Raw genomic sequence first — 13,661 nt, forward strand, 5'->3', positions numbered from 1 at the left:
TCCTACTTGCAGATGTTACCTATAAGTATAGAACAATAACTAATCTAGGAAACTACTGCCTGGTACCAGGTTGTTTGTTTTGAAAATTTGAATAAATGCAATTTCGAGAGGGAAAGGAAAATAGGTTTTAAAATGATCAACGTTGATTTGGGATCAGTTGTAGTTTATGGAAAAATCCCCATGGTCTTTTTAGGAAGACCATTTAAAATTCATTTCTTCACTTATAAAGTAGATGCTGATGAATCTACTGAAGAATGCTTCGCTTCCGTTATTCTGGAACTTGGTTTTTTCTCATATGGAAATTCTGTAGAGGAATCACAACAAAATATGAGATCAGAGCTCAAGGAATTTTCCCAAAATTTAAAATCGAAGGCTCATTTTATAAATGCAATAGAAAATCTTTCGTTAGAACATCTCTGGGATATTTATAGAAAATTAAATTTTCTAAATGGAGATCCAGAACACGAATATTACTTTAAATTAAAACAAGAGAATTCAGAATTGAAAGAATCTAACAACGAGAAAGACGAACAGATTTTCTCGTTAAAGATTGATATAGATAAACTGAACAGGCAGCTGAATTCTAATGAGAGTGTCCCTTTATCCTGAATTTTTGGATTATGAAAAAGTTAAAAATCTTTTAATTCAAAAACTTCTTGGAATACAATTTGAACTAGAAAATGCACTTTATGAGGGAGCAAAGAGTCAGTTCGTTACTGTTTACTTAAAGCTTCCCGGTGATGAGTTTTTAATTCCTGTAAGTGTATACATTCCTGAGAAAAAAATATCAAGAAATCGATTCTTCACGATTTGCAATCGTTTACAATTGGATATTAAAGATTTTGATAACCAGTGTGGATTTAAGAGGAAAACTAATCTTCCCCAATAAACCCTCGAATAACGCCGAATAGCTTCGCTCGATCTGCTTTCTTAAGTTCCAATAATGATTCGATTATTTCTTTGAGCTCGGGATCCTTCAGGATTTTTCGGGTGAATTCCAAATCCTCTGTCAGTGCATTTTTTTTGATTTCCATGTGGCCAGTGCCATCCAAAAGCCAGTCGGCGGAAATGCCATAGATTCGTTCGATTAGAAGGGCAGTGGACCGGGACATGAGAGATTTTCCCGAAAGGAAAGTGGAAACAGTGCTCTGCGCGATTCCGATAGAGTTTGCGAAATCGACTTGTTTGATTCCAATTTTTTCGACAACTTGCCGAAATCTGTCTGAAAATTTGTCTTTGCTCACCGAATTTATTATTGCCTTTTTCTTCGGTCACCGAAGACTTGATCTAGTGAATTTTTGCACCTATTTAAATATCGGTGAATGATATTCAAAAAAAGCAAGCATTACACTGAGCGGAAGAGGGATCTAGGAAATTTTTTTAAGAGATTTTCCGATATCCATTCCACCTTTTAAAATCGTGGTCAGGAGAAAGAAATGGATACTAAAAGCAAACGCACAAAACCCATGACTGGCCGCGAACTTCGAGCTGAGTTACTTTTACGAGGGATAACAATCCTTCAGATTATGGAAGCATTGAACGGAGTCCCAACGTATGAAACGATTCAAGGGACAGTCGCTGGTGCAAAAAGAAACCCGAGAGTTTTGAAATACCTTAATGATATCGGAATTGATCACGGCAGGACTTTCGGAAGAATGCTCGTGTCCCTTGAAGACGGATCAAAGAAGCTGGTGGACGTCAAAAAAAACGAGGCCGCTTGAGATGGAATTAGCGGAAATTCAAAATCAACTTACAATGTCTTCGCTTGAGATCGCGGAGCTCACTTTAAAGGAGCACAAACACGTGAGAAGGGACATAGAGGTGATGTTACGCAAACTCGCATTAGATGAGTCCAGATTTGGGCATACCTATAAAGATGCCTCAAATAGGACTCAAAACTTCTATCGCCTTCCAAAGCGTGAATGTCTGATTTTGATTTCAGGTTATTCAGTCGAGCTTCGAGCGAAAATTATAGATCGATGGCAGGAATTGGAAAAAGCGGTCCCGTTCGAGTTAAGGCAAAAATCCAAGGCAGTTCGGAACGCCTATACTCAATGCCTGAGAAATCATGGAGTGAATAAACCTCATGAATTCATCCAATTGACCTATACCCATAAAGAAAAATTACAGATCCCGAGAACCAAGAAAAAGGATCAGTATGATTCTGAGGAGATCCTGCTGACAGCAGCTGCAGAAATGCTGACTCAGTGGCATGTAGAAAAAAAATCTCTAAATGGTTACAAGGAAATCAAACCAGCTGCGGTGATTTCTGCCAATGCGGTCTTTGCTTCCACTATCGGCTTGGAAGAGGGTAGCATTGGCAAAGCGAAACAATTAAGCAGTGAGGCCGCTTGAGATGTCAGTTCAGACATACGTGAGAATGTCTATGGATGACGAAATATCGGAAAAGTCTTTGAACGGGATTATTTCCGATATTTCCAAAACCAGATTGGTGGTGAGATCTTCAATAAAACCTTCAAGTCAACCAGGTCGATCTAGAGAAAATGCCGATAAGGATAAGGACGATGGAAAAGGACTTAATAAAGAAAATCATCAAGAAGCGGAAAGAGCTCTTAGAGTCCGAAGCTTCCGACAGAGAAGCATTGATTCAATACATTCGGCAATTCGTAGAATCCAAACGGGGAAACCAAGCTTGGTTAGCGAACGAGAGCGAAGTTCATGCTCAAAAAATATCGAATCTAATGAATGGAACTGGAACTCCACCGTCCATCGAGACATTAATCAAGCTTGCCGAGGTTATAATAAAGTAAACAAAACGTTTACTTTTGCGATTGAAAATGTAATCGCTCCGTTTATATTCTGTTCTCAGGAGGCCCTGGGATGGAATTGAATCAGACATTTCTTACTTATCCAAAAGATGATCAAATACATAGGATTGAATATAAGAAAAACGGTTACGTGAATGTAACCGAAATGGCGAAGATTTTTGGCAAAGATCAGTTCGATTTTTTCCGCCATAAAACTGCCAATGAATATATCCAGGCTCTAAGTCGATCTACTGGTTTACCTGAAGGTGAGCTAAAATACGTTATTCAAGGTGGCAATCAAAAGGATTCTAACCGTTCCGTGAATTCTCGGAACGGTGAATTTGCAGAGAATACGCCAAACAAATGCAAAGTAGAACAGGGCACTTTTTGCCATCCTAAGCTTGCAATTCGATTCGCTCAGTGGCTGAATGCTGACTTTGCAGTTTGGGTAGATGGGAAAATTCTCGAAATACTTAATCCACCAACTAAGGAAGAATCGTTTGAGGAAAAAACATTATCCGTTATTCAAGGATTGCTTTCTAAAGTCGAAACCCAAAAACACCAAATAGAGGATCTCACTCCCAAAGCAGAATTTGCAGACCATGTTGCCGAATCAGAATCTCACTTTGATTTTAGAGAGGTATGCAAAGAGCTCGCCTTAGAAGGAATTGGAGAGAAAAGACTATTCAGTTGGTGCCGAGATCATGGTATTCTCATGTCTTCAAATGAGCCTTACCAAGAATATGTTGGAAGAGGATTATTAAAGTTAGTACTCGTTCCTTATTCCAAAGGAGACGGAACAAAAGATTTTCATAGAAAACCTGTTTGGACTGGCAAGGGGCTACAATGGCTCGATAAGAAACTTCGTGAAAGTGGATTTCGGGAGGCCATATGAATCTCTATCCTTACTTGAAAGAGGAACTCAAGTTATTCACCAAAAAGAAAAATGGCTCTGATGATTTGAATGATTACATGCCAATTTTCTTAGAAGATCATTGGGAAGATTTGGGATTTATATCTCACGAACATGGAATGAGTGTGATAGAAAACCATTTAAAAAGCTATTTGTACATAAATATCCACGGACTTTTCCCATGTGGATCCATCGAAAATGATTTCGAGAATGCCGTACCTGAAAGTTTTATGTTCGATTTTCATATGGCCCTTCGTCTCGCCTACCTCTCAGGGACAGTAAGAGGTAGAATCGCATTTAATAAAATGGTAAGGTGCCTAAGACTTTCATATGAAATTCGTCGAGATTTCCACTTAATAAAAGATGAATTTTATTCCGGTTTGAGAAAAGAATTTTGGGATAGATATCGTTAAAAATGAAATTGGTTAGCCGAATCAACTTAAAAGAAATCAAAGCCATTCGAGTTAATCCTATCGGATCCAAGTTCACACATGAATTGTCACCAAAAGAAGTGAATCCTACTTTTCATTCACCAGATAGAAAAGTATCCGAACGTATTTCTATGTTAGTTGAGATTATTCGTGAATTACAAAGAGAATCGGATTGGAAAATTGAATTTGATACTTGGGAGGAATGAATTTTGAAAGAAAGGAAGACAAAAGGAGTTTCGATCGGGACCATGCGCTTCGAAACGAAAGAAGAAACACTTCTGTATCTGAACAATCGACGGAATAAGACGTACGGGAAGTTTTATGGGATGCCGAATTCGGGCCATACACGCTCTCACCGTATTGCATTATCAAGGATCTAGATGCTGATGAGTATGTCGTTGTTGACGAAAAAGGAAAGATCTTTGGGAGATCGAGAGAGAAAGCTCTCTGCGTCTCACGAATTATCGATCTGGAAAGGAAAGTTAACACCGGAGCACAGTATCGTGATCAGGGGTGTGGAGTGGATACTTCGCTTAAGGGACGTTCAATCTAACGTGAATTAGATTGAAGGAGTGGTAACGGCAAAAGATGCCCAGGCCATTGGAAAAATTTTGGAAGAAATGAAATCATAGCAATATAAAGCAAAAACCCCCTCGGAGAGAATGTTTGGCGACGTTCTCTGAGGGGGTCCCGTGACTGTTCCGATAAAGGAAGTCTCCTATAGACTATCCCTAGTCGCGAATTGGTCAAGCTGAATTGCAAATGATTAGGGAGATTCTATGCCTAACGATGTATTGGTTCCAGAGATTCAAATGAATCTTGAAGAGGCCATTTCAAAAACCAAACTGAACGGTCAAATCGTCCAGAGATTGATGTCGGAAGTTCTCAAGAAAGATGAGCATTACGGCGTCATTCCTGGAACGCAAAAACCCACCCTTCTCAAAAGTGGTGCGGAAAAACTGGCCTTCACCTTTCGACTAGATCCTCAGTACAAAACGGAAATCAACGATCTTGGAAATGGACACCGGGAAGTAATCGTCACTTGTACGATTTATTCTTCGGAGACTGAGAGAAGATTAGGATCTGGAAGCGGATCATGTTCTACTTTGGAAACAAAGTATCGCTACCGAGGAAATTCCTTTGAAGTAACTGATGAAGAGATTCCACTGGACTACAAAGAGAAAAAAGATTTCTACAAAAAGCAAGGCTTCGGCGCCAAGCAGATAGACAATCAATGGCGATGGGTTCGCTTCCTTGGAGAAAGAGCAGAGAATCCAGATATCGCTGATCAGTACAACACGGTCCTCAAGATGGCTCAGAAGAGGGCTTTCATTGCAGCGACTCTGACAGTTCTTGCAGTGAGCGATATGTTTACTCAGGATGTCGAGGATTTCCTACAAACTCCTGCAGGTACGGTAAATCGCACCACAGGTGAGTTAGTTGACGAGAAGAACAAAAAGCCAACTTCAAAACCAACAACTACCAATCAAAACAAACCAAATGGATCGCAACCTAATAACGATCCTCCAAAACCTGAACACCAAACTCCAGATGAAAAGTTAGAAAAACTAGATGGAGAGTTGGATTCACTCGAAGAATCAAATGCTACTCGCGAACAGAAAATCGACCGTTTAACAAAACTTATGGAACGATGGGATAAGCTCGCGGATGAGCTGACTGACACTGTTTACGGGAAAGGAATGCAACGGATGCAGACCTTGTTTGCTAAATATCAAGACGAGAAGGGAGGATTATTCTAATGGAAGCTACAGCAACAAAAACAACAAAAGTCGAGAAACCGAAGAAATCTTTGGACTATATCCTCAAAGATAAAAAGGCACTAGATGAGCTCCTCGATTCAACAGATGGTGAATTGGATTCTACACTGGAAGAGTGGTTAGATGAAGTTTATAAAGATGTTGAAGCCAAAGTGGATAACATCGGTGGTCTCATTCGTCATTTGGAGTTGGAAGCTTCCAATCACAAATCCTTTGAGGAAAGTTTTGCACAGAAGAGAAAGGCAAGGGAAGCTCAAGTAAAGAAAATCAAAGAGCACTTCAAAAACCTCATGTCGTATCGAAGTGTTGCGAAGCTTGAGGGTGAAGCATTTACACTGGCAGTTCAGAAAAATGGAGGCCTTGCTCCCATTAAATTTCTTCCTCCCTTCGACAAAGAGTTTAGCGACAAAACTCTTAAAATGATTTCTGAGGAATATCTACCAAATGTTCCAAAGGAGCTCACTCGAACAGTTGTCGTTTTGGATACCGACAAACTCCGCGAGTACCTCTCTAGTGAAGAGAAGAAGGCCCATTTGGAGTTTGCAGTCAAGTTAGAGCATGGAACTCACCTGAGGGTAGATTGATGAACTTCCAGGCAGAAAATTTGATGAATCTTGTCGGCAAAAAAGAAACTCCCTCTCGCAAAGAGAGGGATCCTAAGGATACGTTCCCAGTGATCGCAAGGCTTCGCAAAGAAGTTTGTGATCTCCGGCATACGCGAAGGTATCTGGAAAATCAGATCATTGAACGGGACATCCTTTTGGAAAACGAAAGGAGCGTGAAAGCATTTATTGCAAAATCATTAATTCGATTTGAGGCGTATAGGTAATGTTTGCGTTTCTGGAATCCGTGGCAGCTATCGTTGTGTTAGCTGTCATAGCGATAATTGTCCTTACGGTTTTGGAATCCATTTTGGAGTGTTTGCTTCAAAATCGATCCGTTTCTCGTAACCAACGCATCCTGAATAAAATCAACAAAGACTTCGAAGAAAAGAGAAAGTAAATATTTATGAATTTTGCCGTTAAAAGTGCTGAAAAACCCAAATCGAATTTTAACAAGAGTATTTTATACATCTCTATTCTTGCCAACTTGAATCTTCCAAGGGCGCAGAGTGACGTAATCTTATTCCTTCATTCATTTTGTGCGAATGGCCTTACTTGTTTTCCGTCTTTACAGGCGTTACAGACAAGATCCGGTGGAAAGTACAAAATAAAACGGATCTCGCAGATTCTGCAAGAGCTTAAATGGAAGGGATGGATTACAATTACTAGGAAGGGACCTTTCAAAGGGAATGAATACGAAATTCATATACCTTCAGGACTCCAATACTTTCCTGATAATTCTCCTCCCCTGAAAATTGTAGATCCTCCAATCCAAAAGCCAAAGCGAAGGCAATGGAGAGAACCTAAAGATACTCAGTTGAAGCTTCCTCTAGAGATCCCAAAACCTCTGATGCGAATCATCGATTCACCCAAAAAAGTAGGCTGTGATGTTGAAGCCAAGTCGCCTGAGATTGAGACACCAAAGGTAGAGTGTCCTCAATTAGATAAACTGAATTCCGACCTTGATTTGCTCTTAGATTCAAAAGAGAGAACAAGCCATAAAATCGAAACTCTGATTAAGTACATGAATATGTGGGATGGGCTCATTCATGAGATCAATGATTCGATCTATCAGGATGGGATGCATAGAATGCAATCGATGTTTATTCATTTTAAAAAAGAAAATGGAATAAGATTCAATGAACGAAAAAACTAATACTAACTATAAGGCAAGTTTCCAAGTGAATCCGGAAGAGTTTATCATTGAACACTCTAGGAATCTTTCCCTCCAATATACCAAAGAATTACGAGAGGATTTTATTCGTAATCATGCCGTAGAATTCGTTCAAACACTTACTCTAAGAAATGCAATTGGGAATTCTCCCTTGGATCCTTCCAAATTCGGAGCGTATAAATCAGAGAAGTTAGATCAAGCTTGCAAACTTTATAACAAGCGACTTGACTCAATGATTCAGGCGAATTTGAAACCTCGCCTTCAACTTGTTCAGCCTCAAAAGGTGCACTCATGAAGATTGCAGTTTTTGACTTAGAAACAACAGGTATTTCCATTTTGGAGGATCGGATAGTAGAGATCGCAATCTTTGTTTTCGATACTGAAGATGATTCATACTTTAAATACTTTTTTTCTAAAGTAAATCCAGGGATTCCGATTCCAAAAAAAGTTTCCGAGATTCATGGGATCACTGATGAAAAGGTAAAAAACTCTCCTTCCTTTGATGAGATTTCCTTCGCCATTTACGACTTGCTAAATGGTATTCCATGGTCCGGATATAATATCAAAAGATTCGATGTGCCATTGATATTGAAAGAATTTGAACGGTTGGGTGAGGAGCCTCCTAAATTCACAGGTCTCATAGATTCACGGGATATCTTCGAGAAGCAATTCTCATTCAAGCTCGAAAACGCATACAAATACTACTGCGGAAAAGAAATAGGTGATGACGCGCATTCGGCAATCTTCGATGCCCGAGCATCCAAGGAAGTTCTTAAACAACAAATCAAAACAAACGAAGGTTTGGTAATGAAGGAACTGGAAAAGAAGGATATTGAGAAAATGTCTCTTTCTGAACTCTTAGAGATTTCTTCAAAGTTTATCGTAAAGGAATCAAAGGTTCTCTTTAAGTTTGGGAAATATGCAGGGGAGGAGGCAGAAACAAGGCCAGATTATCTGGAATGGATGATTAAAGGTGAATTTGACAGAGCAGAAAAGCTTATCGCGAGGGCACTCCTGAAAGGTGAAACACCGTGAGTAGAAGGGGGAAACTAATCCAAGGAGCACGTAGATCGTTTATGGAAAACTTACATTTAAGAGTGTGTATTACCTGTGGCTACAGAAAGTATCTAACACCTTCCCACCTCTTTAAAGTTAATTCGCTGTACAAATTAGCGGATCCGACAGATCCGAATTTGATTGTCTGCCAGTGTATTTTTTGCCACCGGAAGTATGAATAGTTACCACCAAACAAGCGTGTTTTGTATTAGAGAGAGCAAGGATTTCCTTCTTTGGCGAATACGATGCAAGAAGTCATTGATGGAACGTATGTGAGGCCAGAATGAAATGCCACATTATAAGAGTAAAAAACTTAGGATCAATCATACCGAGCTTCAAAAATGCAAAAAGCATAAAGTTCAATTGGCAGACGGGCAAGAGGATTATTGCAACCGACAAGCCCGTAAAAGATCGAATGGATCATTTAATCCGATCGATTCGAGCATCCATCTCATCCTCGTCTTCCATATCTCTGGAAGTAGACAAAGAGACATTGATGGAATGGTATCAACGGTTTTCGACTCTCTCATTAGAGGAGGAATCATTACAGATGACAACCTGGGAATCATTCCTAGTTGCCATGCTAGCTTCGTCAAAACCACTCCGGGAAACGAGGGAGTAGATATTATCTTGGTGGAGAAAAAATGAAAATTAAAATAAGTCAGCTCAAGTTTCATCCTAAAAACTCAATCCTTTTCAATCCGAAAGATGACGAGTTTCTTCAGTCTCTCGCGACAGATATACATACCCATGGACTAATGGAACCTATTTCCATCACCAAGGATTTTGTTATTCTATCGGGAGAGAATAGAGTTAGAGCAGTAAAGCTACTTGGATGGGAAAAGATCGAAGCAAATATTGTTTCTCCTACAAATGAACTGGACTATTTGATTTCTAGAAACACAAATAGGCGTCATCTTACTCATAAAGATCGAATCCGAATCTACAAAGAAATTTGTCCTCATTTCTTCCAAATGGATTCTATTTCCAAAGAAGAACTCAGAGCAATTGCGAAAAGAATTCACATAAGTGCAAAAACGATTCAATCGGATCTGACTCGCATCCGTCGGGGTGATGAAAACACCAAAGACCTATCGATCGATCTTTTGAAGAAACTTTGGGAAAATAAAAACCTTTCCAATATCAAAATCAATATCATCGACACAGATTCAGGAATGATTCTGAAAGTTGTCAGTAGAAAGGGTGAATATGAATTTGGACCTGGAAGTTATAAACAAATCTTCAAACAGGCATTTGATGCTGGGAATTCAAAATACTTTCACAAAGTAGATCAAGCAAATGAGCTCAACCAAGAACTCAGACAACTGAGAGTCTCTGCAAACCTTACTCAGTTTCAGTTGGCCCAAAAGATAGGCTATTCTCAATCTTATTTGGCAGAATTGGAAAAGGGGAAATGGCCGGTATCCAAGTCTTTATTTGAGCAAATTCGTGATGTTTGCATGGGAATCGCTATATGATTTCTGCTCCGGCGCTGAAATACAATGGAGGAAAATTTCGGCTTAGGGAATGGGTAATTTCTCAATTCCCTGACCATGTTGTCTATGTTGAACTATGCGCTGGATCTGCTTCTGTCCTTCTATCCAAAGAACAATCAAAAGTTGAGGTTTTGAACGATCTTGATGGGAATGTTACAAACTTCTTTGAAGTACTCAGAGACAGGCCGAAAGATTTAATCAGAAAAATCGAATTCACTCCTTATTCGGAAGACGTATTGAATGAAGCAATTAACTCCGTGAATTCCGAATCAGAAGATTTGGAGAGGGCTTATAAATTCTATTGTATTTGTTGGATGAGTCTTCGAGCCAATGACGTACGAAAGGGGAATCTTAATTTCAGAGCAAAAGGGAATATCAAGGGAGAAGGGGGACACCATCCAGCAAAACTTTTTTCCCGAGTAAAACATCTCTATCAAATCGCAAAGCGACTGAAAAATGTTATCATCCTAAACAGAGACTCGATAGATATCATTGCGTACTATGACTCTGAACATACGCTATTCTATTTGGATCTTCCATATCTTGCGGAAAGCAGAAATACGAAACGATTATATAACCTAGAATTCAATCAAGAATTCCAGCATAGGCCTATTCTCGAGTCACTCACAAAAATTCAAGGCAAAGCAGTTGTTAGTCACTACGAACATCCACTCTATGAAGAAATATTCGAAGGGTGGGAAAAGATTTCTAAACAGACTCTCGCAAATCGAATGAATAAATGCTTTTCCAAAGATCAGAAAGTAAGAACGGAAATTTTATATATCAAAAATGATTAAATTTAGGAGTTATAAATGATACTTGGATTCTCAACAAAGTTTCCCTGTGGAGGGAAAGAACGTTATTTCACAAATTTTGTTCCAAAGATATTGGATGGAAGAAAGCTTCATACTTTTAGGAAAGGAAGCCGTTGGAAAGCAGGAGATAAGATTCATTTTGCAATTGGAGTAAGGACAAAAAATTACCATCAATTTGCGACCGGTAAAGTAACGTCTGTTTTTAAAACTAAGATCAATCCAAAATCAAGATCGATATCTTTTTACTTCAAAGGTTCGGGCTATGTAAAAATAAAACCTTCTGCAATTGATAAGTTGGCTAAAGATGATGGGTTTGCTAGCACTGAAGATTTTTGGAAATTGTTTAAGGAACCTTTTACTGGTCAATTGATCATTTGGGAGTTGGATTGATATGGTGGAAGAGATAGCAACAGAAATTGCAAAGAAATTCTATATACAATTAGAAGACCTTGAAAATCCTTTTGAGGATTATCTTTCCAATATCATTGAAGGCGTTCGATCTCCCAAATCTAAATCTGACCAATTAATGAGAATTATTGTGGATGCAATAATGGTGGAAAGAACTGCGAAAAAACTAGTGGAATCATTAGCAAATTCTCAGAAAAATCAGACGAATTACATTTTTGATTTATTGGAAAAACTTTACAGTCTTCAGAATGGCCCTCCTCATTCGAAATTGGAGAAAGAGTGGGAGAGCTTGATGAAAGAAATAAATCTTCTAATTGAAATCTATGAGAAGTAGATCCCCTGGGAATTGGATTTACAAAGAGCGCAAAGTAAGATTTTTTTGAGAAAAATGGTGTTGACAATATTGTAAAAAATGGTAAAAATGTTGACAGGCCCGAAATTGAGGAAATCACAAAATGGATAAAATTAATTTTGCAAAAGAAAAAATAAATCATCCGAATATTGCAAAGCACATTTCAGAATCATTAGCGAAAGGATTCGTTTCGTCAGATTCGCTTATGCAAAGAGAGCCGATATTTAATGAATTTGGCCAGAATATTAGGGGCGAGATCCGAAGAATAGCCTGTCTTTTTTATCTAAAAAATCATCCAGAAAACGAACTATTTAAAGTTGAGGCTAGAACCCCATTTGGTTCATATAAAAAGCATGATGTTCTGTTTACTTCTGGATTAATAGCAACCTTTTCCCAAGTGCGATCTTCAACGACTACTCCTCCATCCACAAATTATTCGAGGAATTTAATTGATTCTCAGCCGTCATTATTTGATGAGCCTAAAGCAATGTATAATGAGGAAGATGATTATTTGTATTTACAAATCACATTTGGAGGGAAAAGTAATCAGCGACCAGATTTTATTAATATTTGGTACCCGACTAAAGATAATACATTTAAATTTATTGGCCCTTTGATTGCTCCTGTCCAATTGGATACCGTTGATGAAGAATTTATTCCATCTGAAGATGAAATTCTCAAAATAAAGAATGTATTTTTAACCGAAAAGAAAAGTAGTAATGAATGAGTCGATTTTTAATTCGCAAAATCTAAAACTTGCTAGAGAAATCCGTGGGTTAAGTGTAACCGAATTATCAGAACGTTTGTCAACTACTAAACAAACTATTTCGAATTACGAACTTGGGAAGAGAATTCCTAGTTATGATTTTGTTCAAAAGGCAGCAAAGTTTTTAAGATTTCCAGAATCATATTTTTATCGAAATAATTTAAAGTTACTTCGAGAAGAAACTGCATTTGCGTATAGAAGTTTCCAGTCAGCAACAGTTATTAATCGTCAAATATCGACTGCAAAAGCAACAATTGCGATTAATATTTTAGACTATCTGCTTAGATTTCTTACAATTCCTGAATCGGCAATTCCAATAGATGAGTATGATTATCTTTCATTGTCAGATGATGAGATCGAATCTCGCGCAATCGACTTGAGAGAACGATGGAATATTGGTAATGGCCCTATTGGAAATCTTACCACCTTACTTGAATCAAAGGGAGTTTTTCTTTTTTATGAAAATCTTGCAGAAGGCATTGACGCTTTTTCATTTTGGAAAGAAGGTATACCTGTTATTGTTGTATCAAAAAAAACTACATCCGCTTGTAGGCTGAGAATGAACATAGCTCATGAGCTAGGTCATCTAATTCTTCACCAATCCTTAACTAAGGAAGATTTTAAGAAAAATTTGAAACTAGTTGAGAAACAAGCTTTTGTATTTGGATCCGAGTTTTTGTTTCCTAGTAAAACTTTCTCGAGAGAGTTCTTTCATAATGATTTGGAGCATTATGAAACGCTGAAAAAACGTTGGAAAGTTTCCATTGCCGCCCTAATTGAAAAGGCATTTCATTTAAACCTAATTAGTAATTCTCAAAGAAGCTATTCCTATAAAAGATTGAATATAGAAAAGAAAAGAAAACAAGAACCACTTGACGATATTTTGATTCTTGAGGAGCCAAGTATTATCAAGAAAGCAATTCAATTAGGAGAAGAGCATAATTTATTTAACCGTAATGATTTTTTTCATTCGATGGGTGTTCCGCTAGATCTTTTAGCAGAATTCCTTGGTGTTGAAATGGAATACTTTCAGTCGACAATCAGAAATGTTAACCGACCAACATTGACATTGATTAAATAATAATTTGAGACGCAGATCCCT

The 13,661-nt window shown here is 38.2% G+C and carries 21 protein-coding genes; 20 read left to right on the forward strand and 1 reads right to left on the reverse strand.

Annotated elements, in window-relative coordinates:
* The first annotated feature begins 132 nt into the window (after nt 1-132).
* Both EHQ62_RS16935 and EHQ62_RS16940 read left to right on the forward strand, forming a co-directional pair.
* On the forward strand, nt 133-609 hold the full coding sequence (locus EHQ62_RS16935; RefSeq protein WP_135645023.1) for a hypothetical protein: 477 nt from the start codon (nt 133-135) through the stop codon (nt 607-609).
* The gene (locus EHQ62_RS16940) at nt 593-889 is read left to right on the forward strand and encodes a hypothetical protein (protein WP_135645025.1); all 297 of its coding nucleotides are present in this window, start codon (nt 593-595) and stop codon (nt 887-889) included. The genes EHQ62_RS16935 and EHQ62_RS16940 overlap by 17 nt, the downstream gene beginning before the upstream one ends.
* Here EHQ62_RS16940 and EHQ62_RS16945 read toward each other — a convergent pair.
* Nucleotides 873-1,244, reverse strand: a complete 372-nt coding sequence (locus EHQ62_RS16945; protein ID WP_167482894.1) for a helix-turn-helix domain-containing protein — start codon at nt 1,242-1,244, stop codon at nt 873-875. The two genes, EHQ62_RS16940 and EHQ62_RS16945, sit on opposite strands and share 17 nt — an antisense overlap.
* 192 nt (nt 1,245-1,436) lie before the next feature.
* On the opposite strand from EHQ62_RS16945, the gene EHQ62_RS16950 reads away from it, so the two are divergent.
* The 18 genes from EHQ62_RS16950 to EHQ62_RS17030 all read left to right on the forward strand — a co-directional run bounded on the left by EHQ62_RS16950 (nt 1,437) and on the right by EHQ62_RS17030 (nt 13,640).
* Nucleotides 1,437-1,721 carry a hypothetical protein gene (locus tag EHQ62_RS16950; RefSeq protein ID WP_135645029.1) on the forward strand — a complete coding sequence of 95 codons (285 nt, stop codon included), beginning with the start codon at nt 1,437-1,439 and terminating at the stop codon, nt 1,719-1,721.
* 34 nt (nt 1,722-1,755) lie between these two features.
* Nucleotides 1,756-2,355, forward strand: a complete 600-nt coding sequence (locus tag EHQ62_RS16955; RefSeq protein WP_135645140.1) for a Rha family transcriptional regulator — start codon at nt 1,756-1,758, stop codon at nt 2,353-2,355.
* A 31-nt stretch (nt 2,356-2,386) separates the two neighbouring features.
* The gene (locus EHQ62_RS18600; RefSeq protein WP_167482895.1) at nt 2,387-2,851 is read left to right on the forward strand and encodes a hypothetical protein; all 465 of its coding nucleotides are present in this window, start codon (nt 2,387-2,389) and stop codon (nt 2,849-2,851) included.
* A complete protein-coding gene (locus EHQ62_RS16965) occupies nt 2,842-3,663 on the forward strand; it encodes a phage antirepressor KilAC domain-containing protein (RefSeq protein ID WP_135645033.1) in 822 nt (273 codons plus the stop codon). The genes EHQ62_RS18600 and EHQ62_RS16965 overlap by 10 nt, the downstream gene beginning before the upstream one ends.
* Entirely contained in the window at nt 3,660-4,094 is a 435-nt protein-coding gene (locus EHQ62_RS16970) for a hypothetical protein (protein WP_135645035.1), read from the forward strand. The genes EHQ62_RS16965 and EHQ62_RS16970 overlap by 4 nt, the downstream gene beginning before the upstream one ends.
* Nucleotides 4,095-4,096: 2 nt before the next feature.
* Nucleotides 4,097-4,318, forward strand: coding sequence for a hypothetical protein (locus tag EHQ62_RS16975; protein WP_135645037.1), 222 nt, complete (start codon nt 4,097-4,099; stop codon nt 4,316-4,318).
* A 573-nt stretch (nt 4,319-4,891) separates the two neighbouring features.
* A complete protein-coding gene (locus tag EHQ62_RS16980; protein ID WP_135645038.1) occupies nt 4,892-5,872 on the forward strand; it encodes a hypothetical protein in 981 nt (326 codons plus the stop codon).
* Nucleotides 5,872-6,474, forward strand: a complete 603-nt coding sequence (locus tag EHQ62_RS16985; protein ID WP_135645040.1) for a siphovirus Gp157 family protein — start codon at nt 5,872-5,874, stop codon at nt 6,472-6,474. Before EHQ62_RS16980 ends, EHQ62_RS16985 begins: the two co-directional genes overlap by 1 nt.
* Complete coding sequence (locus EHQ62_RS16990; RefSeq protein WP_135645042.1) at nt 6,474-6,719, forward strand: hypothetical protein; 246 nt, start codon at nt 6,474-6,476, stop codon at nt 6,717-6,719. The genes EHQ62_RS16985 and EHQ62_RS16990 overlap by 1 nt, the downstream gene beginning before the upstream one ends.
* Before the next feature lie 20 nt (nt 6,720-6,739).
* Complete coding sequence (locus tag EHQ62_RS18605; protein WP_167482896.1) at nt 6,740-6,892, forward strand: hypothetical protein; 153 nt, start codon at nt 6,740-6,742, stop codon at nt 6,890-6,892.
* 417 nt (nt 6,893-7,309) lie between these two features.
* Complete coding sequence (locus EHQ62_RS16995) at nt 7,310-7,648, forward strand: hypothetical protein (RefSeq protein WP_135645044.1); 339 nt, start codon at nt 7,310-7,312, stop codon at nt 7,646-7,648.
* Between the two features lie 309 nt (nt 7,649-7,957).
* On the forward strand, nt 7,958-8,701 hold the full coding sequence (locus EHQ62_RS17000) for a 3'-5' exonuclease (protein WP_135645046.1): 744 nt from the start codon (nt 7,958-7,960) through the stop codon (nt 8,699-8,701).
* A gap of 665 nt (nt 8,702-9,366) precedes the next feature.
* On the forward strand, nt 9,367-10,200 hold the full coding sequence (locus EHQ62_RS17005) for a helix-turn-helix domain-containing protein (protein WP_135645048.1): 834 nt from the start codon (nt 9,367-9,369) through the stop codon (nt 10,198-10,200).
* On the forward strand, nt 10,197-11,015 hold the full coding sequence (locus EHQ62_RS17010) for a DNA adenine methylase (protein WP_135645050.1): 819 nt from the start codon (nt 10,197-10,199) through the stop codon (nt 11,013-11,015). Before EHQ62_RS17005 ends, EHQ62_RS17010 begins: the two co-directional genes overlap by 4 nt.
* Before the next feature lie 15 nt (nt 11,016-11,030).
* Complete coding sequence (locus EHQ62_RS17015) at nt 11,031-11,423, forward strand: ASCH domain-containing protein (protein ID WP_135645052.1); 393 nt, start codon at nt 11,031-11,033, stop codon at nt 11,421-11,423.
* 1 nt (nt 11,424) lies between these two features.
* Nucleotides 11,425-11,775: a hypothetical protein gene (locus tag EHQ62_RS17020; RefSeq protein WP_135645054.1), complete on the forward strand. Its 351-nt coding sequence runs from the start codon at nt 11,425-11,427 to the stop codon at nt 11,773-11,775.
* 121 nt (nt 11,776-11,896) lie between these two features.
* Nucleotides 11,897-12,520 (forward strand): hypothetical protein, encoded by a 624-nt coding sequence (locus EHQ62_RS17025; protein WP_135645056.1) that lies wholly within the window; start codon nt 11,897-11,899, stop codon nt 12,518-12,520.
* Nucleotides 12,513-13,640, forward strand: coding sequence for an XRE family transcriptional regulator (locus EHQ62_RS17030; protein ID WP_135645058.1), 1,128 nt, complete (start codon nt 12,513-12,515; stop codon nt 13,638-13,640). The genes EHQ62_RS17025 and EHQ62_RS17030 overlap by 8 nt, the downstream gene beginning before the upstream one ends.
* The last annotated feature ends 21 nt before the right edge of the window (nt 13,641-13,661 follow it).

The sequence above is a fragment of the Leptospira jelokensis genome (genome assembly GCF_004769635.1).
GTDB lineage: Bacteria > Spirochaetota > Leptospiria > Leptospirales > Leptospiraceae > Leptospira_A > Leptospira_A jelokensis.